Source organism: Haloimpatiens massiliensis (assembly GCF_900184255.1).
GTDB lineage: Bacteria > Bacillota > Clostridia > Clostridiales > Clostridiaceae > Haloimpatiens > Haloimpatiens massiliensis.
In genome coordinates, this window is record NZ_LT854640.1 from 1,455,046 (window position 1) to 1,476,981 (window position 21,936).

At 32.7% G+C, this 21,936-nt stretch carries 20 protein-coding genes and 1 pseudogene; 11 read left to right on the forward strand and 10 right to left on the reverse strand.

What is annotated here, in order from left to right; genetic code table 11:
- Window positions 1–161: 161 nt before the first annotated feature.
- From C1715_RS15055 to C1715_RS15080, 6 genes are all read left to right on the forward strand, one after another.
- A complete protein-coding gene (locus C1715_RS15055; RefSeq protein ID WP_102401255.1) occupies window positions 162–3,470 on the forward strand; it encodes a type I restriction endonuclease subunit R in 3,309 nt (1,102 codons plus the stop codon).
- Between the two features lie 21 nt (window positions 3,471–3,491).
- The gene (locus C1715_RS15060) at window positions 3,492–5,048 is read left to right on the forward strand and encodes a class I SAM-dependent DNA methyltransferase (protein WP_102401256.1); all 1,557 of its coding nucleotides are present in this window, start codon (window positions 3,492–3,494) and stop codon (window positions 5,046–5,048) included.
- A gap of 1 nt (window position 5,049) precedes the next feature.
- Window positions 5,050–6,168 carry a restriction endonuclease subunit S gene (locus C1715_RS15065; RefSeq protein WP_102401257.1) on the forward strand — a complete coding sequence of 373 codons (1,119 nt, stop codon included), beginning with the start codon at window positions 5,050–5,052 and terminating at the stop codon, window positions 6,166–6,168.
- Between the two features lie 224 nt (window positions 6,169–6,392).
- Window positions 6,393–6,848 (forward strand): DUF3990 domain-containing protein, encoded by a 456-nt coding sequence (locus C1715_RS15070; protein WP_102401258.1) that lies wholly within the window; start codon window positions 6,393–6,395, stop codon window positions 6,846–6,848.
- Window positions 6,841–7,287 carry a hypothetical protein gene (locus C1715_RS15075; RefSeq protein ID WP_102401259.1) on the forward strand — a complete coding sequence of 149 codons (447 nt, stop codon included), beginning with the start codon at window positions 6,841–6,843 and terminating at the stop codon, window positions 7,285–7,287. The genes C1715_RS15070 and C1715_RS15075 overlap by 8 nt, the downstream gene beginning before the upstream one ends.
- Before the next feature lie 323 nt (window positions 7,288–7,610).
- On the forward strand, window positions 7,611–9,560 hold the full coding sequence (locus tag C1715_RS15080; protein ID WP_102401260.1) for a DUF262 domain-containing protein: 1,950 nt from the start codon (window positions 7,611–7,613) through the stop codon (window positions 9,558–9,560).
- Between the two features lie 172 nt (window positions 9,561–9,732).
- Here the strand turns inward: C1715_RS15080 and C1715_RS15085 are convergent, their stop codons facing one another.
- Window positions 9,733–10,857 (reverse strand): IS4 family transposase, encoded by a 1,125-nt coding sequence (locus C1715_RS15085; RefSeq protein WP_102398659.1) that lies wholly within the window; start codon window positions 10,855–10,857, stop codon window positions 9,733–9,735.
- 97 nt (window positions 10,858–10,954) lie between these two features.
- Between C1715_RS15085 and C1715_RS19650 the strand changes: the two genes are divergently transcribed.
- The 3 genes and pseudogenes from C1715_RS19650 to tnpA form a co-directional block, all read left to right on the forward strand.
- Complete coding sequence (locus C1715_RS19650; RefSeq protein ID WP_102401261.1) at window positions 10,955–11,158, forward strand: hypothetical protein; 204 nt, start codon at window positions 10,955–10,957, stop codon at window positions 11,156–11,158.
- Window positions 11,159–11,855: 697 nt separating this feature from the next.
- The gene (locus tag C1715_RS15095) at window positions 11,856–12,527 is read left to right on the forward strand and encodes a hypothetical protein (protein ID WP_102401262.1); all 672 of its coding nucleotides are present in this window, start codon (window positions 11,856–11,858) and stop codon (window positions 12,525–12,527) included.
- Window positions 12,528–13,020: 493 nt separating this feature from the next.
- Window positions 13,021–13,343 (forward strand): annotated as a pseudogene (gene tnpA / locus C1715_RS15105) (IS200/IS605 family transposase); the annotation flags it as partial.
- A 50-nt stretch (window positions 13,344–13,393) separates the two neighbouring features.
- Here tnpA and C1715_RS15110 read toward each other — a convergent pair.
- From C1715_RS15110 to C1715_RS15125, 4 genes are all read right to left on the reverse strand, one after another.
- Window positions 13,394–15,073: a recombinase family protein gene (locus tag C1715_RS15110; RefSeq protein ID WP_102401264.1), complete on the reverse strand. Its 1,680-nt coding sequence runs from the start codon at window positions 15,071–15,073 to the stop codon at window positions 13,394–13,396.
- 140 nt (window positions 15,074–15,213) lie between these two features.
- Window positions 15,214–15,477: a DUF6870 family protein gene (locus tag C1715_RS15115; protein ID WP_009064822.1), complete on the reverse strand. Its 264-nt coding sequence runs from the start codon at window positions 15,475–15,477 to the stop codon at window positions 15,214–15,216.
- Between the two features lie 141 nt (window positions 15,478–15,618).
- Window positions 15,619–15,819 (reverse strand): hypothetical protein, encoded by a 201-nt coding sequence (locus C1715_RS15120; RefSeq protein ID WP_011988842.1) that lies wholly within the window; start codon window positions 15,817–15,819, stop codon window positions 15,619–15,621.
- Window positions 15,820–16,274: 455 nt separating this feature from the next.
- Entirely contained in the window at window positions 16,275–16,481 is a 207-nt protein-coding gene (locus C1715_RS15125) for an RNA polymerase sigma factor (protein ID WP_479724090.1), read from the reverse strand.
- Between the two features lie 92 nt (window positions 16,482–16,573).
- On the opposite strand from C1715_RS15125, the gene C1715_RS15130 reads away from it, so the two are divergent.
- Both C1715_RS15130 and C1715_RS15135 read left to right on the forward strand, forming a co-directional pair.
- Complete coding sequence (locus C1715_RS15130; RefSeq protein WP_102401265.1) at window positions 16,574–16,867, forward strand: transposase; 294 nt, start codon at window positions 16,574–16,576, stop codon at window positions 16,865–16,867.
- A gap of 8 nt (window positions 16,868–16,875) precedes the next feature.
- A complete protein-coding gene (locus C1715_RS15135) occupies window positions 16,876–17,757 on the forward strand; it encodes an IS3 family transposase (RefSeq protein ID WP_278320140.1) in 882 nt (293 codons plus the stop codon).
- Here C1715_RS15135 and C1715_RS15140 read toward each other — a convergent pair whose 3' ends face one another.
- From C1715_RS15140 to C1715_RS15165, 5 genes are all read right to left on the reverse strand, one after another.
- Entirely contained in the window at window positions 17,758–18,003 is a 246-nt protein-coding gene (locus tag C1715_RS15140; RefSeq protein ID WP_242971974.1) for a hypothetical protein, read from the reverse strand.
- A 487-nt stretch (window positions 18,004–18,490) separates the two neighbouring features.
- Window positions 18,491–18,679 (reverse strand): cysteine-rich KTR domain-containing protein, encoded by a 189-nt coding sequence (locus tag C1715_RS15145; RefSeq protein ID WP_011988843.1) that lies wholly within the window; start codon window positions 18,677–18,679, stop codon window positions 18,491–18,493.
- 240 nt (window positions 18,680–18,919) lie between these two features.
- Window positions 18,920–19,783 (reverse strand): aminoglycoside 6-adenylyltransferase, encoded by an 864-nt coding sequence (locus C1715_RS15155; RefSeq protein ID WP_011988845.1) that lies wholly within the window; start codon window positions 19,781–19,783, stop codon window positions 18,920–18,922.
- A gap of 53 nt (window positions 19,784–19,836) precedes the next feature.
- Entirely contained in the window at window positions 19,837–20,670 is an 834-nt protein-coding gene (locus C1715_RS15160; protein ID WP_009064810.1) for a histidinol-phosphatase HisJ family protein, read from the reverse strand.
- Window positions 20,671–20,683: 13 nt separating this feature from the next.
- Window positions 20,684–21,844 carry an MFS transporter gene (locus tag C1715_RS15165; protein ID WP_102401267.1) on the reverse strand — a complete coding sequence of 387 codons (1,161 nt, stop codon included), beginning with the start codon at window positions 21,842–21,844 and terminating at the stop codon, window positions 20,684–20,686.
- Window positions 21,845–21,936: the final 92 nt, after the last annotated feature.

Consider the following 21,936-nt stretch of genomic DNA (forward strand, 5'->3'; position numbering starts at 1 on the left):
GCTAAGAATCTACTAAAATAGAAGAAGGTAGGTTCTTTTATTATGTCTAAAAAACAAATGAACATATAAATTTTTAGTAATATCATGAAACAATATTATAAATAAATACGATATTGTAAATCAAAAAGTACAATGTTACTATTTATATAGGGAGGGGTATAATGTCTAATTTTACTTTTTTAAAAAAGAAGTGGCCAACATTAGCTAAGTTAGGCACTCAGGCAGAAAAATATTTACATACGGATAGTAATGCGTCCATGTTAAAGATGCGTATGTTTGGTGAGCAAACAATAGATTATATATTGGCAGCTCTAAAAATTGAAACTTCAAGATTTGCAACTCAAGATGATAAGATTAAACTTTTAAGAAATACAAGATTAAATGGAGCTATTCCAGATCTATTTAATATAGTAAGACGTTATGGAAATAAGGCTAATCATGAAGGATATGAAAATAAGAAGGATGCTTTAGAATGTTTAGTTTCTATGTATAAAGTAGCTGCATGGTTCTATATTAAGACAACGAAGGATACTTCAATAAAACCATTAACATATAAAATACCAAAGGCAGTTAAGGCTAAAGCGCCTGTATATAATATTGAAGAGTATGCTAAGGAAAAAGAAGAAGTTAGGGAAGAGCATATTAAAGAAGTAAATGAAGTTAAAGAAAAAGTAAAGAAAGCTGTTGTAACTGAAGAAGATAAAAAATTAGAAAAAGAAGTTGAACAAACATTAGATTTAAATGAAGCAAAAACGAGAAAGAAACTTATAGATATAATGCTAAAGGATGCAGGGTGGGATATTAATAATAAGGAATTAGTTAAGTTAGAGTTTCCACTGGAAAATCATAAAGAAGAGGGTAAAAAAGGATTTGCTGATTATGTACTGTTTAATAAAAAAGGCAAACCAATTGCAGTAGTAGAGGCTAAAAAATCTTCTGTTGACCCTATTTTAGGGCGTCAACAAGCAGTTGAATATGCAAGTACTATAGAAAGAGATTATAAAGTAAGACCAATAGTATTTTATACCAATGGCTATGAAATATTTATGTGGGATCATAAGTATAGCCAGCCAAGACAAATTTGGGGATTCTATACTTTAGAAGATTTAGAGGAACTATTTTTTAAACATAAGTATAAGAAAGATTTAAATAAGTTAGAGATTGATAAAAGTATTGCAGGTAGACCTTATCAAATAGAAGGTATTAAAAGAGTATATGAAAGATATTCTAATGGATTTAGAAAAGCTCTTTTAGTAATGGCTACTGGAACAGGAAAAACAAGAACTGTTATTGCGCTAACTAAAGGAATGATGGAAGCAAATTGGGCTAAAAGAGTATTGTTTTTAGCTGATAGGGATGAACTTGTGAGACAAGCTAAAGAAGACAAAAATAGTTTTAAAACCTTTATGCCGGAGCAAATATCCTGTAGGTTTACGGGTAAAAACTCAGACAATAGAGAGGCTACACTATATTTTTCAACATACCAAACTATGATTAATTATTATAGTAATTTTAGCGTAGGTTTCTTTGATCTTATTATTTGTGATGAATCCCATAGAAGTATATACAAAACTTACAGGGATATATTAGAGTATTTTGACTCACACATTATAGGGCTTACAGCCACACCAGTGGATTTTATAGAAAGAAATACATTTGATTTATTCAATTGTGATACAGAAGATCCTACATTTAATTTTTCTGTAGATCAGGCTTGGAGTCATATTCCACCGTATCTTATTGAGCCAAGAGTAATTGATGCTACTACAGACTTTTTAAGAAAAGGCATAAAGTATAGTCAAATGACAGAAGAACAAAGACAGCAGGTTGATGAAGAAGGTTATGATGGAGATGAAATTGAATTTGATAAAAAGGAGTTAGAAAAGAAAATAACAAATAAGGATACCAATAGATATATATTAAAAACACTAATGGTTAATGGGATTAAAGTAGGTGACCACTTAGGAAAGACAATTATATTTGCTAAAAATAAAAATCATGCTAATTTATTAGATTCATTATTTAATGAAATGTATCCTCAATATAAGGGGAAAATGGCAGCGGTTATTTACTCGGGTATTAAGGATAAGGAAAGACTTATAGAAGATTTTAAAAATGAAGAATTTCCTAGAATAGCTATTTCTGTAGATTTATTAGATACGGGTATAGATGTACCTGAAATTGTAAATCTAGTATTTGCAAAGCCTATTTATTCAAAGGTTAAGTTTTGGCAGATGATAGGAAGAGGCACAAGAAGATGTGATAATTTATTTGGTGATGGAGTAGATAAAACTGAGTTTGCTATTTTTGATTGTTATAAGAATTTTGAATTCTTTGAAATGAATCCAAAGGGATTTGTTCCAAAACCTCAAAAAACATCTATACAGGTTAGATTTGAGCTTATGTGCAAGCTTTTAGAGATATATAAGTCAAAGGATAAAGAGAGCATATGTAGTGATTTTGTAACAAAGTTAAAAGCAAATATTGAAGAACTACCATCACAGAGTATAGAGATAAAGAAGAATAGAAAGAAAATAGATCAGGTTAAAAAGGAAGAATATTGGAAAGTTTTAAGCCAGGACTTTATGAAAAAGTTAAAGTTAGAGATAGCTCCATTAATACAATGGATTGAAGCTAAAGATAATTCAGATGCTATTTTATTTGACAATTCAATTTATAGAATACTTCAAAGCTTTGAAACTGAGGACAAGGATTCGTTAATTAGAGAAATTAATGCCACTATGGAAAAGCTAGCAAGACTGAAATTAAATATAAATCAGTTTGATGGAAAAAGAAAACTTGTAAAATCTTTATTGGAACCATGCGGTTGGGAGAAGCTTAGCTATGAAAAGCTAGAAAAAATAAGAGTAGATCTAAGAGATTTAATGAAACATCAAGGAGCCACAGCAGGAATTTTTGTGGTAATGGATATAAAGGATACTGGCGTAGTAACAAAGGAGATTAGTGCTGGAACAGTACTTTATGGAGCTAATATGGAGCCCTATGAAAAGAGAGTAAAGACAGCCATTGAAGAGAAATTAAATGACCATTTAGTAATTCATAAAATTAGAAAAGGGGAAAAGCTTTCTGAAACTGAAATTGATGGTATTTACTCAATATTTGGTAAAGATTTTGTTTATAGTATAGACGAGCTTTCAAGTAAAACGGATATAGATAAAGAGGACATAGTTGGTATTATTAGAAAGTTTGTGGGAGTAGATGAGAGTGAGTTAAATAAAAGATTTGAAGAATTTATTCAAAAGCACCACAGTAAGATGAATGCAACACAAATCAAAACTTTAGAAATAATTAAGAATGACATTGCGAAAAATAAAGGCATATCCTTTGCAGCATTATTCGCACCACCATATACATCTTTTAATCCAAACGGAGTAGATGGTATATTTGGAAGAATGGCTGATGATGTTTTTGATTTGATAGCACCATTTAGAGCAAGCGTTATATCTTAAATGTAGGAAGGAATGACAATAATGTTAAGTGCAGATATTAAGAGTAAAATTGATAAACTATGGAATAACTTCTGGTCAGGGGGAATATCTAACCCTCTTACTGTAATAGAGCAGATATCATATTTATTATTTATAAAGAGATTAGATGATATAGACAATGCTAATGAAAAGAGAGCTAATAGAATAGGAAAACCGTTTAAATCTCTTTTCGTAGAATTAAGTGAAAAATTAAAAGATAAAAATGAAGAAATAATTAAATCTGATTTTGATTGGGAATTAATGAAGTGGAGTCAATTTAAACATTTAGATGTTGAAAAAATGTTTCAGGTTGTATCACAGAAGGTATTTCCAGCTATAAAAAAATTAGGGGGAGATAATTCTAGTTTTACAGCTGAAATGAAGGATGCAGTATTTATGATACCAAAACCCTCATTACTTCAAGAATCTGTAAGAATTATTGATGAAATAAACATGGACGATGCAGACACAAAGGGTGACTTATACGAGTACCTTTTATCAAAGCTTGCTACATCAGGAGTAAATGGTCAGTTTAGAACACCAAGACACATAATAAGAATGATGGTAGAGCTTATGGACCCAACATCAGAGGATAAAATATGCGACCCAGCTTGTGGTACCGCTGGATTCATAATCAATTCTTTAGAATATATTTTAGAAAAATATACAAGACCAGAAAGTGTATTTACAGATGAAGAAGGAAATTTTCATAACAGAATTGGTGATATGATGAGTAATGAGGAATGGGAGCATTTTAGAACTGAGATGTTCTATGGATTTGATTTTGACTCATCAATGGTTAGAATAGCTTCCATGAATCTTATGCTTCACAGTATTGATAATCCAAATGTGAGAAGAATGGATTCACTATCTAAAAATTATGAAGAAGAAAACAAATACACATTAGTTCTTGCTAATCCACCTTTTAAAGGAAGTATAGATAAAAATGATATAAATTCTACATTAGTAAAAGGAGCAAAAACAACAAAAACTGAATTATTATTTATGAAACTTATAAATAGAATACTAGATTTAGGTGGAAGATGCGCCGTTATAGTACCAGATGGAGTTCTATTTGGTTCAACTAAGGCACACAAAGATATAAGAAAAACATTAGTAGAAGAAAATGCCTTAGAAGGTGTAATATCAATGCCTTCAGGAGTATTCAAACCTTATGCAGGTGTATCTACAGCGGTGCTTTTATTTACAAAAGGTGGAGAAACAAATAAAGTATGGTTCTATGACATGCAAAGTGATGGATTTTCACTAGATGATAAGAGAAACAAACTTGATAATGATGGAGATATTCCAGATATAATAGAAAAATGGAGAGCAATAAAGAAAGATAACTCAATAGAGCCAACTAAAGAAGATAAGTGGTTCTGGGTAGAAAAAGAAGATATAGTAGGTAATGATTATGACCTTTCTATAAATAAGTATAAGCAAATAGAGTATGAAGAAGTGGTATACGAAAAGCCAGAGGTTATATTAGAAAAGATTGAGGCTTTAGAAAAATCAATTTTAGAGGATATAGCTGTGATAAAAGGAATGGTGAAGTAGGATGAAGAATGTTAAGTTACAGGAAGGATGGAAAATTGATAAGTTAAGAAACTTGGTTGAAATAAATACTGGTAAGCTTGATGCAAATAATGAAGATATAGACGGGTTATACCCATTTTTTACATGTGCTGCTGAACCAATAAAAATTAATTCATATAGTTTTGATGATGAAGCTATTATTTTGCCTGGTAATGGTGCTAATGTGGGGTTAGTATTATATTATAATGGAAAGTTTGAGGCGTATCAGAGAACTTATGTAATAACTAAGTTCTCAGGTGAATTAAAATATTTATATTATTACATGAAAATGTACTGGAAAAGATATAATGATAATAAACAGTATGGATCAGCAACAAATTATATCAAAATGGGCAATATTACTGAGTTTGATATAGTTTTACCACCAATAAAAGTTCAAAAGAAAATAGTTGAGATTTTAGAACGTGCTGAAAAGGCTTTAGATAATAGAAAAGAAGCTATTAAGTTACTAGACGAATTAGTCAAATCGAGATTTATCGAGATGTTTGGGGATTTAAAAAGAAATTCAAAAGAATGGAATATACTTGCGTTTGATGATTTTGCAACAATAGATACAAATATGACAAAGGATTTTGATAAGTATTCTGATTATCCTCATATTGGAATAGACAGTATAGAAAAAAATACAGGTAATATTTTAGAGTACCAACTTGTTAAATATAGTAATTTAAAAAGTGGTAAGTATTTATTTGATGAAAGACATATTATTTATAGCAAAATAAGACCGAATCTAAATAAAGTAGCGCTTCCACAGTTTAAAGGTGTATGTTCTGCTGATGCTTATCCTGTTTTGTGTATAGATGGAATCACAGAAAGAAACTATTTTGGATACGTACTAAGAAGTGAATTTTTTTTAAATTATATACTTGCGTTTAGTGGAAGAACTAATATTCCAAAGGTAAATAAGGAGCAATTAAAAGGATTTAGAATGCCAACTCCACCAATAGAACTCCAAAACCAATTTGCAGACTTCGTTAATAAGGTCGATAATCTGAAGTTAAAAATGGAGAGTAGTTTAAAAGAATTAGAGGATAATTTTAATTCTTTGATGCAAAGAGCTTTTAAGGGTGAATTATTTTAAGGAAACTCGCTACTCACATTCGTTCCTAGGAGTAACTTCCACTGACTAAATCAGAGATTTAGAGTGTCAGTTAAATTGAAATTTGAAATGGAGAAGAGTTTAAAAGAATTAGAAAATAACTTTAATTCATTAATGCAGAGAGCATTTAAAGGAGAATTGTTTTAACTTTGCTTAATTAGGAAGATAAAATGTTATATTATTATCGGTAGAAAGGAGATTACCTTATGTTATATCATGCTTCAGGTGAAATGGTTGAATTCCCCGAAATTAGAAAAAGTAAGTATACTAAGGATTTTTCATGGGGATTTTATTGTACAAATAATTTTGAACAAGCAAAAAAATGGGCAAGAAGAAATAGGAAGAATCCTATAATTAATTATTATACTTATGTAGAAAATAATTCTTTAAAAATATTAAAATTTGAAGAAATGAATGATGAATGGTTAGACTTTATTGCAAAATGTAGAAGTGGCTTTGTACATGATTACGATATTGTTGAAGGACCTATGGCAGATGATACAATATGGAATTTTGTAAATGATTTTTTAGCAGGAGATATTTCAAGAGGGGCATTTTGGGAACTAGCAAAGTTTAAACATCCTACTCATCAGATAAGTTTTCATACTTTAAAAGCTCTTGATTGTCTGAAGTTTGAAAGAGGTGAGATTATTAATGAATGATGTTCAAAAGAATGATTTGCTTTATGTATGTTGTCTTATAGAATTTATAGGTAGAAAAAGTAAAAATAGAAGGGCAAAAGTTGTTGAAATATTAGGTAAGGAAGAATTAACTAGACAATTAGATATTGCAGAAGTTAATCATTGCTTATCATTTGATCAAGTTTCAGATGAAATAATAGAGTATTTTAATATACCCGAAGGTGATTTTGATACCGTTAAATTATGTAAATACAATGTTCCAAGTGTTCAAGCAATAGGAAAAGTATATCAGAGATTAATAGTAAGTATAATTTCAGAACAAGATAATTTAGTGGATGCTCTATTCAAAGTATTTAATTCATTTATAAGTGATGAAATTTCAGATTTCAATTCATCTGTGTATTATAGTAATCCAGAGTATTTAAAGTACTCTTACTTAGAAGGAAAATTATTAGATTAATAACTTTAATTCATTAATGCAAAAGGCTTTAAGGGAGAATTATTTAATTAATATATATGTTGCCTTGGAATAATTATCTTGGAAAAGATAAAAACATGACTCTCTAAAATGGGGAGTCACAAGTTAAATTCAAAGGGTGCTGTGATTTACAGTACCCTTTTGCGTCGATATGACAGTATTTTTATAGCTGTGTGTGGGGTGTAAATATCGTCGCATCGTCGCAAGTGAAATACATGTGTTGTTTTTGTAAAATTATGGTGATATAATTTATAATATAAGTATTTATTAATTAAAATGATGAATGCTGAGAGGAGTATTTAAATATGCGAGCTACAGAAACAAATGTACTAAATTTTATAGGAGGGCTAGATAAAGTATTTATAATTCCTCCTTTTCAGAGAAATTATGAATGGACATATGAACAATGTGAAGAACTTTTTAATGATATAATTGCATCTCATAAAAATAAAAAAAGTCATTACTTAGGTAATATTGTATATTATGTTGGTAAAAACAATGGAGCATCTTATAATGAATTTATACTTGTTGATGGTCAACAACGTGTTACTACTGTTCTTCTGCTTTTATGTGCATTGAGAGATAGTATAAAAGATGAAAATTTATATGATAGTGTTAATAAGAGATATTTAATTAATGATACAGGAGATAATCGATTTAGAATCAGATTAAAACAAACATCATATGACTCAAGAAGTTTTATGTCAATTATTGACGATACACCAATAGAAAATGATGATAATAACGTTACTAAAAATTATAATTATTTTAAAAAGTTAATATCTAACTGTGATGTAAATGCTAAAGAAATCTATGAAACTATTCCTAAACTTGAAGTCGTAGATGTAAATCTTCAAATTGAAAATGATTTGGGAGCAATACAAACAGTCTTTGAAAAAATAAATTCAACTGGAAAAAGATTAACAGCCGCAGATTTGATTAGAAATTTTTTACTGTTAGCTAATAACTCCTTTGAACAAGAAAGATTATACGAAGATTATTGGGTAAAAATTGAAAAAAGAATAAAAAACCAAAATATATCAAGGTTTTCACGTGACTATTTAATTTTGAACATATTCGAAGATGTGCCAGATTCAAATATATATAAGATGTTCAAAGATCACTTTAATAGCACCGGAGCGTTACATATAGATATTCTAAGGGATATGTACAAATATTCAAAATACTATGAGTGGTTGAAGTTTGAAAATTGTCCCAGTGATAAAATTAATAAATTAATAAAAGTTTTAAACTATGTGAAATCAGATGATGTATACCCATTATATTTGTATTTATTTGATACTCATTATGAAAGCAATAAACAAGAATTAATAAAGATACTAACATTACTTTCAGATTTTATGTTAAGATATAGAATTGTATCACCTTCTGGTGGAGGTGGTGCTCTACGCTCTGTTGTGCAACAATTACTTGAAGGTCTAAATTCTGGAATTCTAGAAAATAATTATCAGTCAATACTTTTTGAATTATCCAACAGCAATGCTCCTTCAGGAAGGTTTCCAACTGACGATGAATTTATAGAGGCACTAACTAATTCCGTAAATACTAATTACGCAAAAGTTGTTCTTTTAAAGATAGAGGAGAGCGAAAGAAGCAACATACCTATTCCATTAGAGCAAGTAACAATAGAACATATTATGCCACAAACGCTTAATGATTGGTGGATAGAAAATTTAGGTGGACAAGAAAATGCAGAAAGAATTCATGAAAAATATCTTAATTGTATTGGAAATTTGGCACCTATTTCTCAAAGCTATAACTCTAAAATCTCAAACAAATCATGGGATATTAAGCAATCCAATTTAAAAGATGTGCAATTTATAATTACTTCTGAAATAGTAGATAATATAGCATGGAAAGAAAATGAAATAACAAAAAGAAATAACAGACTTGCTAAAAGAGCTTGCAAAGCAATAACGTCTCCTTTAGCAAGAACTCGTAAATATCAAACGAAGAATACTACTAGCGAATTTGAAGCAGGTATATATCCTATTTCGGATATAACCACTCCTATGTCTGGAACAGTATTAGAATATGTTATTTATGAAAGCAGGAACATAGAGGTTTCCACATGGAAGGATTTCATTGCAGAAATTTGTAAAATAGCTTACGAAATAGACTGTGAGTTGTTTAAAAAAATTGTTAGGGATAATAAAATACATAAAGCGACTTCTAAAAACAATTACCCTGAAAAAGATCCTATTATAACTCCTGACTTACAGACAGTAATATGATAAATTCATGATTTTATTCATAAATTAACTTGAACTTCATTATATTTGAAATGGAATAATATAAAAAAATATACTCAAAGTCTTCAAATTTGTTGAATATAAAAATATTGGAAATTAATAAATGTATAAATATCCTATAATAACTCAATATTTTTTTAAATTTTACCCCAAATTATATGTCATATAGTACAAAATCAAATTTAAGCTTGTACTTATTTCTATCAGAAGTATAGCATCTATTAAACCATTTTAATCCACTTCTAAATAAGCTATAAATCCTAACAACTTTATTTTTAATTTTTTTAGTTGCACCTATTATTTTACTTTTTTTATTTTTAGAGCAATCAGCTCCCAATATTATCATCCAAGTATATGCTATACTTAAGCATAAATATAAGTTTTCAAAGTAAGTTAAATCTTCAGTCCAAGTATCTTCCATATTGAAACCCGCTGATTTCAAATCTCTAAACATTTCTTCTATAACAAATCTTTTCTTATATTCTCTAACTGCTTTTTTACTATCCATATTAGTTGCTAAATACCAAGTATCATTAGAATCAATATCCTTACAAACTGCTAAATTACACTTATATTTCTTAGCTGTTAATAATACAGATTTGAATTTTTTCACTCCATTTTTTAAGGGTTTTATGTCCTCTAGATATTTAATCTTCCCTTTACCTTGTATCTCTACAAGTAAATCTTTTGTGCATCTTATGCAGTATTTCCATCCAAGCTCCTGTATAAATTGAAATAAGTCTACACTTTTGAAACCCCTATCTCCTAATAGAATAACATCATAATTATAGGAAGAGAAAATTTTATAAAGCTCCGCTATGCCTTCTTTTACATGTTTAAAATTTTTATTATATTTTTCATCATATTCAAATATTTTGTACCACAAGGGTATAGCTCTTTTACCTACTTTAAGTGAAAATTTAAGTATTAAAAATCTATCATCAATCGTTGTATGGTCAAACATTATGACAATCTTCTTATTAGCACTTCTCTTTACATATTTTTTTAATATTTCTTCTATAAAAAAGCTATATAAATAATCTGGATTTATTGGTTTTGAAGTGAAAAACCTCTCTATTTTTTTTATTTTACTAGCTTCAGTTGCATCAGTATAAGAATCATTCAATTTCTCTGATATCTTCGATATTATTACAGATTCAGAAAGTATTATTCCTATGATTATATTTACTAGATTCTTTAACCGTTTACTTGTTATGGGTAATATTTCATATAGTATTTTTTCTAATTCTGCTGTAATATATTCTTGTGAATTGGTCATAGCTATCTCCTTTTTATTAAGTTATTGTTGTTTATAACTTATATTTTAAGGCGGTAGCTATATTTTTTTAACCCTTTTTTTATTGGTAATTTAAACCTTGGATAGTATCCCCTTTTTACTGTCTGTAAGTCAGATTATAACTCAAGTAAGTACGTTGCTTCTTGAAGCTAAACCAATTGGAGAAACGGGCTATTTTTCTGAAGGCGTTATAAGTTCTAATAGAGCTCGCGTATATGCAAAGCAGTTAATGGATTTGTATGGTGTTACGGATAGAATACAAATATCAGTACGTGAAAGGTAGCAATCAGCAACCCGTTGCCCCGTGTTCGCCCCTGTGCGGGATTAAAGCGAGGTGGTCGGCAAGCAACCCCTCGCAGCCACAAACATCGGCAGTGCCGACGTTTTCGAGAGTTCCTTTAGGTGGTCAGATTTGCGGTTTATCGCAGCTTAGGTGGTCGGGATATGCACCAAAGCCGATTTTTACGGCATTTACAAGGTGGTCAGTGAGGTGGTCAAGGCAAACATTCAGCATTTTTGTTCTGACTTTCCTAGACATACTTAAAACTATTCGCTGATAACATTTTGATAACAAAAAATCAGAGAAACAAAAATAATAGGGATAATATGAAGAAAAACCACACTAAAAAGACGCTTTTACTAAACTAATACGTTTAATTTATGGATAGCTTAATTGAGTGAGAATAAGATATAAAATAGATATATCAACGGTTTGACATACGTTTTATAATAAAATAGCAAAAAAAGTACCTATGATTTTATGTTTAAAAATGTAATTTTATGGGTGCTTTTTATTTTATAAAACATAGTAAATATTTGTAATATTAAATATTTTAAATACAATAATGGGATATATTGTGATACAATCGTATTAACAAGTTTGCTAAAGATAGTAATTATTTAGGATGGCTGAATAGTTACTAATATTGTTTTATCATAATAGAATATTTTAGAAATTCTCAAAAAAAAAGGGTGATTTTATGAAAAAGAAAGTTTTATTTAAAAATATTGCGTTCACATTAGCATTTTCTACAGTTATGTTAATAGGAGGCAATGTTGCCCATGTATATGCTGCTGAACCGATAACAAAAGACATTGATATGGCACAAATGACAGATATTGATATGATACAAACTATAAATATTAATAATTTTAAAGAATCTACTGAAAAAGTTAGTAGAACTATTACTATTACTGATTTAAATATAATTTTCCACAAAAATAAAGCTTTTAATGAAGGGTTTACAAATAAAGAAGTTAAAACACTAAATTCTCTATACACTGAAATGAATGAAATGATAAAGAACAATGAGGTATCCATTGTTAAAACATCAACTGGTAACTATGATATAAAACTTAATGATATTACTAAACTTATGGAACATAATGATAATCTAGTTAAAACACGTTCTGTAATTACTAAAAGATGGTATGAATATGATTTCTATTTTTCTGCTCGCCAATGTGGTGCTGCAGTTGCAGGGGTATTAGGCCTAACAGGTCATGTTCCGGAAGCAATAGCTACAACAGTTGCTGCTGGAGTTATGGGACTAGGTTCATCTTATTTATGGTATTGTTCTAATTGCAATGGACTTGATGCAAGTTATAATTACGTAACTGGAGTTTCTTTTAAAAGAAACAATAATTGTTAATTATGAGAAACAATAAAATTTATATTCTAATTTTAAATATATTAATAATAATTATTACCGCTCTATTACTCCTTACTAATTACTTTAAAAACAAGATTGTAGTAATTAATACTTTATATGATAATTTGTTAATTTTGTATGGAGTTTTTTATATAGGTATAATAATATTTGCGGTAGTTATAGCTATTGTTAACTTTAAAAATAAGAATAAAAATTCTAATTAATATTTTTATGAAAACCCTAGATTTTTAAATACAAAAAACACCTAATAATCCTAATAATCATATTCACTGTAAGGAAATAGATTAAAACATTGAATAAATTATAAAAAAGCATAAATTTTTTATGCTTTTTTCATTTTTGTCTATAAATAAAACCACCTGCTATGCAGGTGTGTTCAGAAAAGCTTAAGCGTTGAAAAAAAATACCTCACTTTGATAAAATAGAATTGGTTTCGTCAGCCAATCTAAAATCAAAGGAGGTATTGCCCAAAATGGACAATAATAGTTTAGCACATACTAAGTGGAGATGTAAATATCATATAGTATTTGCGCCTAAATATAGAAGGAAAGAAATATATGGAGAAAAGAAATAGGAAAAATATTGAGAACGTTATGTGAATGGAAGGGAGTAGAAATAATAGAAGTCAATGCATGTAAAGATCATATACATATGCTTGTATCAATACCACCAAAAATGAGTGTATCAGGATTTGTAGGGTTTTTAAAAGGAAAAAGTAGTTTAATGATATTTGAGAAATTTGCAAATTTAAAATATAGGTATGGAAACAGACATTTTTGGTGTAGAGGTTATTATGAGTGTTATATATTAGGAAAACCAACAAGCTCTGTTCGTGTGTAGGTGTCTTATCCTACCTGTAAATGCGAGTTGACTTCGATATACTGGATAATGCGGCGCAGCTCGTCGGCAAACTTAAACCGTATGCTTATGTCGCCGCCCTCGTATACTTTGATATGGTCAACCAGTTCGATTAAGATTTCTCTTGTCAGCTTGTCGATGTTCTCGTGTTTTCGGAAAGTTGCTAAAAAAGGATTTTCGGTGTCAATGCCATTTTCCAGTTCGTCCCGCTCTTTTTTCAGATTGGCAATCACTGTGCCAATGGCTTCATTTTGCTGTTCATAATCTTCACTCATGTGGCGGTAATCATTATGTGTGATATGACCGTCTTTCCAGTCCTGATAAAGTGCTTGCTTGTACCGCATGATTTTGGTAAGCTCTTTTTCTTTTGCGGTAATCAGTTCATTCAGCCGTATCGACTGGCTTTTTTTGAGCGGAGCCAAGTTAATTTTTGATACAATGGCGGAATAGCTGACTGCAAGATGTACCTGTTGCCGGATTGCATAGAGTACAGCCGCTTCAAGCCTTGTGCTTTTAATAGAGTGCATAGTGCAGGCTTTTTTAGAAAGGCTCTTATATGTTCCGCATTGGTAGTAAACGTACAATTCCTTGCTTGCTATCCGCGACATTGCCCGGCCACAATCCGCACAGCGGAGAAAGCCGCTAAACAGATAAAGCTGTTTCTGTTTTGGAGAAGTGCGGGTGTCACGCTTTAGCAGTTGCTTAACCTTTTCAAAGGCTTCGCGGTCAATAATCGGTTCATGGGTATTCGGGACAACAATCCAGTCTTTTTCAGGTACAGCTTCGATTTTGTGTATCTTGTAGCTTTTCACACGGTTTCGCCCCTGTGCCATATCTCCAACATAGACGGGATTTTTCAGCATATTGCTGATAGTAATGGTACTCCACATGGGCTGTGTCTGTCCGTTGGGGCATTTGTACTTTAATCCCTGACTTTGCTTGTAAACGGAAGGACACATAACACCGTGGTCGTTCAGATGATTCACAATAGCCCTGACGGTCATACCGCTTAGACACATGGAAAAAATCTTCTTTACCACTTCGGCGGCTTCATGGTCTACCAACAAAGCGTGTTTATCATTGGGGTCTTTGATGTAGCCATAGGGGGCATAGGAGCCAATAAATTCGCCATTACGTTTCTTGTAGTCAAACACCTGACGGATTTTCTTTGAAGTTTGGTAACAATACTGGTCGTTCATTACGTTCGTTATAGGAACAAGAATACTTGATACGCTGTCAGGGTTCAAATAACTGTCTACGCCCTCTGCCAAGCTGATAAAGCGTACATTCATCTGAACAAACAAATTTTCAATCAGGCTCCCGGCGTCCGTATAGTTACGGGAAAGACGGGAAAGGTCTTTGACAATCACGCAGTTTACCTTTTTCGCGTAAATGTCGGCCAGCAGTCTTTGAAAATCTGCCCGGTTCGTGTCTGTACCTGTGCAACCGTCATCAACATAGGTTTCGGCGCTTTCAAATTCATCAAGGTGCTGTCTGTAATAATCATCAAGCAACTTTTTTTGATTGGTGACACTGTTGCTGTCGTCCTTGCCACGATTCAAGTCCTCTTTGGATAACCGGATATATTTTGCAAGATTCCACCGTGTAGGATTATACGAAAATTGAGAAACAGCAGTATTTGTTTCCCTGTTTTTGGTTCGTGCCATGCTTCCTCCTTCCTATCACATTACACTTACATTATACCATTTCAGCATAATGCGAACAATGTTGTCGAGGGCTTAAAAATACTGTTAGATAGCTGATATTACCGACTTCGGGCCAAGTTGGCCCGAAGTGACATGACCGATTACAGGCCGCTTTTCTGCCGTATAAGAAAGTTTGTAATTACATCCTGCAAGGGGGGGCCGTCCTCCGGGAACTCTACCTTTACCGCAGTATCTCCATGACGGAAGCAGTAAGGGTTTTTTACCTGCTTCAAAATATGTGCCGCACGTTCCCTTTGAGGCAGGCTGTTATCAAAGTCGATTCCGCTAACATCTGTCAACTGTGATTTATCCACTGTGGCAATATCCACATCTTGCATTGTGATGATCTGTTCCAGATTTACCATCGCTTTGTGCCTCCTTCTCAAATGAAAAATGTACTTTATGTTTCCTGCTGTCCTATGAGGAAACATAAACAGTCACCACTTTATAAGCAAAAGTGATGGCTGTTAATCTTTCCTCATACTTCGGGCCGAGTTGGCCCGAAGTCAATAGGGACTGTTCCGGTAATGCCCGTCTGCTTCGTGAATGGATTTGAAGTCAAATCTTTCGTTCAGTTCCATAACCACGCGCCGAATATCATCAGAGCTAAAACCACAGCTTTCCATTGCCCAAATGACATAGCCGCGACAAGCATTGTTGCTCCACGGTTCAGGCAGTATTTCCGATAAATTCATATCTTTTTCCATTTCGATTCTCCTATGCCAGAATAGGGGGAGTGCCGCGCCGGGAAAGAATGGGCTGTCATTAGACAGAAATGCCCGGCGCGGCCTCCTATATGGTAAATAAGAGGATAACCCGGACAGGCGGCGGCAACCGCCCTCATGGGAATTTCACCCCGCCCCATGCTGATGGCGCGACGGTCAATACTGTGACGCGTTCAAACCGTAAGTATCATTGTACCAATCAAAAGATTATCGCCGGGTAGATTGCCATATCTGCTCTGTCACAGTTGGTAGGAATCGCTCACGCTCCGTTTGGTTTTTCCCCCTTTCAACGGGCGGTTTTGGCGTACCCTGTGGCTTGGCTCCCTTTTGATTGAACGTATCCGGGTTATCTGTATTCAGTTGTCAAAGAACGGCAGATGGAGAAAAAACTCCTTCTAATAGCCATGTGATTTGAAAAGCAAATTCGGAACTGGAAATTAAGACTTTTTCAAAAATTTCTCCATGCTTTTCAACCCTTTCTCAATAGCAACTCTGACGGCTTTTTCATTTATACCCTCTGCCCGTGCAATATCGGATTTACTCATACCGAGTATGTAATGGGCATAAATTCGTTTTCCTTGCTTGTCCGGCAAGTAAGCGATTGCGGAGTGCAGTTGTTCGGAAGTAATTTTACGCTCGTAAATCTCGCAAGGGGAAACTCTCTAACCCCATAACAGTATTCGACAGTATCTAACGACCATGATAAAATAAGAGTATCACATGGAGGTTAGAAGATATGAGTAGAAGAAAATACACTTTAGAAGAAAAGATAGGAATGATAGAAGAATTAAATAGTGGTTTAACTAATGCACAGGTTTGTAAGAAACATGGAATATCATCATCTACACTTAGTACATTTAAAAGACAGCTTGCTGTAATAAATGCTACTGAACCAGAAAATTATAAAGCTACCGCTAAGGAAAAAGCCTTAGCTGATGAAAATAGAAAGCTTAAAGAGCTTTTAGGTAAAAAAGAGTTGGAACTTGATATGTTACAGGATTTATTAAAAAAAAAGAAATACCTGAAATAGCTGATAAAATATCATTAGCAAAAGAATATAGTGAAAAAGGGCTTAAGTTAGCTAGAGCATGTAAATTGCTCCAAATATCAAGAACTTCTTGTTACCCTAGAAAAAAGGCTGAAAGAAATGAAAGTACGCCTACGGCTAAAGTCGGAAGACCCATACCTGGGTATTCATATGGTATAAATAATTGCATAGTAGATGATTCAATTATTGAAACACTCTTACATGAAGCATGTGAAAAATATCCTTTCTATGGATATAAGAAAATCACTAAAATTCTTCGTAAGAAGCATGGATTAAAAATCAATGCTAAGAAAGTGTATAGATTGTCTAAAAAACTAGGTTTACTTCTACCATATGTTAAACATACAAAGCAAGGCCATTTAGCCGTAGCAAGAGAAATAACGGGAATGAATCAACTATGGCAAATAGATATAAAATATGTAAGATCAATTAATGGGCAGTTTATAGTGTTAACAGACATTATAGATGTCTACACTAGAAAACTAGTAGGTAAGGAAATAACTAAAACTGCAACTACAAATGACGCTTTAGTAGCTATACAAAGGGCATTAAAAGAAAATAATGTTACTAGAAATATAGTTCTAAGAAGTGATAATGGTCCGCAATTTACCTCTGTAAAATTTGAACATTTCTGTAAAACTAATAACATATATCATGAGCTTATACCAACAAACTCACCTAACTATAATGCTCATATAGAATCCTTTCACGCCTTACTTGAAAAGGAATGTATAACTTGGAATGAAATTAGAGATTTTACCAATGGCTATATGCTAATTAATGACTACATAAAGTTTTATAATGATGAAAGAATTCATGGTAGCTTAGATTATATGAGTCCAAATGAATTTATAAAAAAAACTATGAATTAGTTAGTATTCGTTAGAAAATGTTAATAATTGAGGGAGCAATCCGGAAAGGGATTCAAAAAGAATATCCTTTTCGATCCCGTCGTCAGCGTCCAGCGAATAGTGGGCTTTGTTATAGAAGCGGCGGCGAATGTAGTTTTTCTCCAAACGTTCTGCTTCCAGCAAAGCGTCCTTGATTTCATCTGATATCTCAACAAAAAAGTCTGAATTATAAAACGGGTAATAATCCCGCAGATTGATTTTTGCCATAAGGCGTTCCTCCATTTCGATTTTTTAGGGAATAGTGAATCGAAATGGAGCGGGAGGGGAACGACAGCGAGGTCGGACTTCGGGCCAAGTTGGCCCGAAGTGACAAGGCTTGTTCCATACGTTGTCAGTGAAAAAAGGATACAAAAAAACACCTTTACGCAAATTAGCGCGAAAGGTGTCGAATAAAAAATGGGCGCAATAGCCGCCCACAAGTTGATATAATACTTTTAAACTATGTAAATGAAATTTTTCTGCTATATTAAACCGTCACAATATGGCGGCGTTTCTCTCAGAGAAAAAAATGCTTTGGGGTACATAAAAACCTCCTTATCCCAAAGCCGCCAGAATAAGAAGAATTACAGGTATACTCTTTCCGATTTTTAACGGAAAATGACGGCTTTGTATGTCTGTTAAATTTGTCAGCAATCGTATAACAGAAAATTGTTATATGAAAAGAGCCGATAATCAAGAGATATGTACTCATTGATTATCGGCTCTGCGTCTTTGCGTCTGGCTCTTTGATAACTGACATATTGAGTTGTAGCACATTGATTAGAGATTCTTGTTTACATTTGGGACAGTATAGGGGGAAGTTTTCGAGGATTGTATCTTTCCTAATTTTCAGTCTTGTTTTATTGCCACATATAGGACATAGTAACCATTGAACTTCAATCATTATCACCCCCTACATCATTTCATTAGTTGCTATTTTTCTGCTCTAATAATTACTGTTCCACAATTTTGATACAAAACTTCAACCGTTTTAAAACCGGCGTTTTTCATAAGTTCAAATTGATGTACCAATGTCAGTGGAATATCAATTTGTATAAACATATCTTAGGGTGTATTATTTTGCTTGCGCTTATATTCGTATTCCTTAAGGCAAAGCGCTTCCTCTTCATCGCAATAGGCAAATCTAGTATATTTCTGTTGCGTTGGACGGTAAGCTTTTAACGCGCTCAAGGTAGCTCTTGCTATTTCTTGCTTCTGTCAAATCGTAGGGGAAATTTAATTTCTCACTTACCTCCAAAGAAATTTTCTGAAACAAATCGCACATGAGAAAAACAGCATCCCATATAGCGTTTATTTGTGCTTTCGAATAAGATTCTAAGTATTGTTCATAAATCCCTTTCGGCAAATACTTGTCCATGTATTTTGCGGATTTCCCTGCGCTGACTGAAAAATCATTATCAATCCCAATTTTCCATTCCAGCAGCCGCCTAAGCATTGGCCTTATTTGAAAATTTATCATATCCATTGCATATGGAATCTCATTCCTCCATAATCCCTTCGCCACATTATTTAAACACCACCAAAATTCATTACATGTACAATAGAATTGATTTGGCACCGGCTTTTTCACCCAATATTCTTCATCGGACAATACTTGTTTTTGAGGCATGATATTGTCCTTGTCAACTAGTGTTTTATACAATTCTAGACTATTAAGTACATTTTCTAATGTCTTTACATGTAAATCCAATCTATTTCCATCAGTGAATTGAATTAGCCAACCATAGCAATTTTCAACATCAGAAGTGTAGTAGATATTTTCCTCTGGATATTGCATATACAAGCGCTCACCAAATCGATCAATCCAGGCTTTGTCCTCTCTGAATGACCTTGTTTCTGTAACAACATATACAATATCATAATCTTGAAAGATATCTTTTGGTACATTTGGATTTGCACGTGAACCTTCTAAGTAGGCCGCACGAATGCGGACATCATTGTTGGCAACTGCTATGATTAAATCCATCATTTCTTTTTCTGATCGCATACTGTGTCTCCTTTTATAGTGAAGATAAACTAAGTTATCCGGACAATTTTCTATTATATCAACTTATGAAAATGCGGCCTCATATTCTCGTATGTACAATGATATCGAAATCCCATATCGAATAATACTTTCTTGGTATTTTCAATATGTGCACCTAGCTGTCCTTTTTTATGACTGTCGCTTCCAATCGTGATAATCTCACCGCCTAATTTTTTATATAAAGTAAGTATATCTTTGGATGGTGTCATATCCGTAAGTCCATATCTGTAGGATGACGTATTTACTTCTATTCCTTTTCCATCACGAATGACAATTTTTAAAATTTCATTAACTATGTCTGAAATCTTTTCAAACGGATATGTGCCATTTTTATCATATCTTATAATAATATCTAAATGTCCCAAAACACTATAATTTTTATATTGTTTTACAATTTCCAGCAGCTCTTGATAATATTTTTCGTTATATTCTTTCTGGCTCTTTCCTTTCTGAAAATCCTGTGTCCATAATTCCAAGTTATCTATTTGATGCACAGATAGAATAATAAAATCAAATGGATATTTCACAAAGAGCTTTTCATATTGAGAAATTGTATGCACCTGTACTCCAAACTCCATTCCCTTTTTTATAGCAATCAAGTCACCATATAAATATTGTAATTCCTTAATCGTCTCAAAATATTCTGGATAATACACATTTGCCATAGGCATACCATCGCGATATTGAATTTCTTTCTTATCATTCCAGTCCAGCTTAACTCCATAATCTACATGATCCGTAAAACATATTTCTTCCATTTTTATTTGTATTGCATCTTTTACAACCTCTTCCATTTCATAAACAGAATCATCGCTAAATTCTGTGTGAACATGATAATCAGCAAACATTTTCTTCATCCCTTCAAGCAGTTTTTTTTACCAGCAATTCATGCATCATCACCATTAATAAAAGAATGATTAGCAAATATACCGGCAGCAAAACAATATTTATATGCTTTGCAATTAAGCCGAATAGCGGCGGCATCACACAGGTTCCCACATATGCACTTGCCATCTGAACCCCGATGATTGCCTGTGACTTATCCGCACCAAAACGGGACGGAGTGGAGTGAATAATACATGGGTAGATTGGCGCACATCCAAAACCAAAGAAAAACAAGCCGACCAAAGATATTACTTCATTTAACGGCAGTAACATCATAATAATACCAGCCGCAATGATTCCCTGCCCCAGACGAATCATTTGTAAATCGCTTAATTTCATACTTATAAATCCACTTAATACCCTCCCAATGGTAATACCAATAAAAAACATACTTGCAAAACCAGCCGCTGTCTCAATTGAAAATCCTTTGATCAGGGTAAGATAACTGCTTGCCCATAAGCCGGTCGTCTGTTCCAAAGCACAGTAGCAAAAGAAACAAAGCATTACTTCTTTTGCTCCAGAAATCTGAATTACCTCTTTCAAAGGCAATGCTTTTCCCGCTAAAATATCATTCTCTTCTGCCGTCCCTTTTTGGTTCTTCCATAACGGCAGGCTAAAAAACAAAACTACTGCAAAAGCAATCTGTAAAAAGGAAATATACTGATAACCTGCATTCCAATTCTGACCATGCTTCAAGGCATATCCCATCATATAAGGCCCAAGAGTTGCGCCGATTCCCCACATACAATGAAGCCAACTCATATGTCTGCTTGCATAGTGAAGTGCTACATAATTATTCAAGGATGCATCAACACTACCTGCTCCAAGTCCGTAAGGAACTGCCCAGAAACAAAGCAAACCAAATGAGTGTGAACTGGAAAAGCCAAATAAAGCAACTGCCGTCATAGTAATGCTGATGGTCGTTATCTTTCCGGTTCCAAATTTACGGGTAAGTTTATCACTCTGTAAACTTGAAACAACGGTTCCGATTGCAATAATCATAGAAATGACGCCTATGTATGAAATCGGCACCCCAAATTCCATATACATGGATGGCCATGCCGAACCCAATAAGGAATCGGGCAATCCAAGACTAATAAATGCAATATAGATAATTACTAACAGTAATTGAAACATATTGATCTCCTTCTCTTTTTTGTGATATAATAATATCATCATTCAACGAACTTTTATATAATATTTCACTCGAAATTATATAATAAAATCGT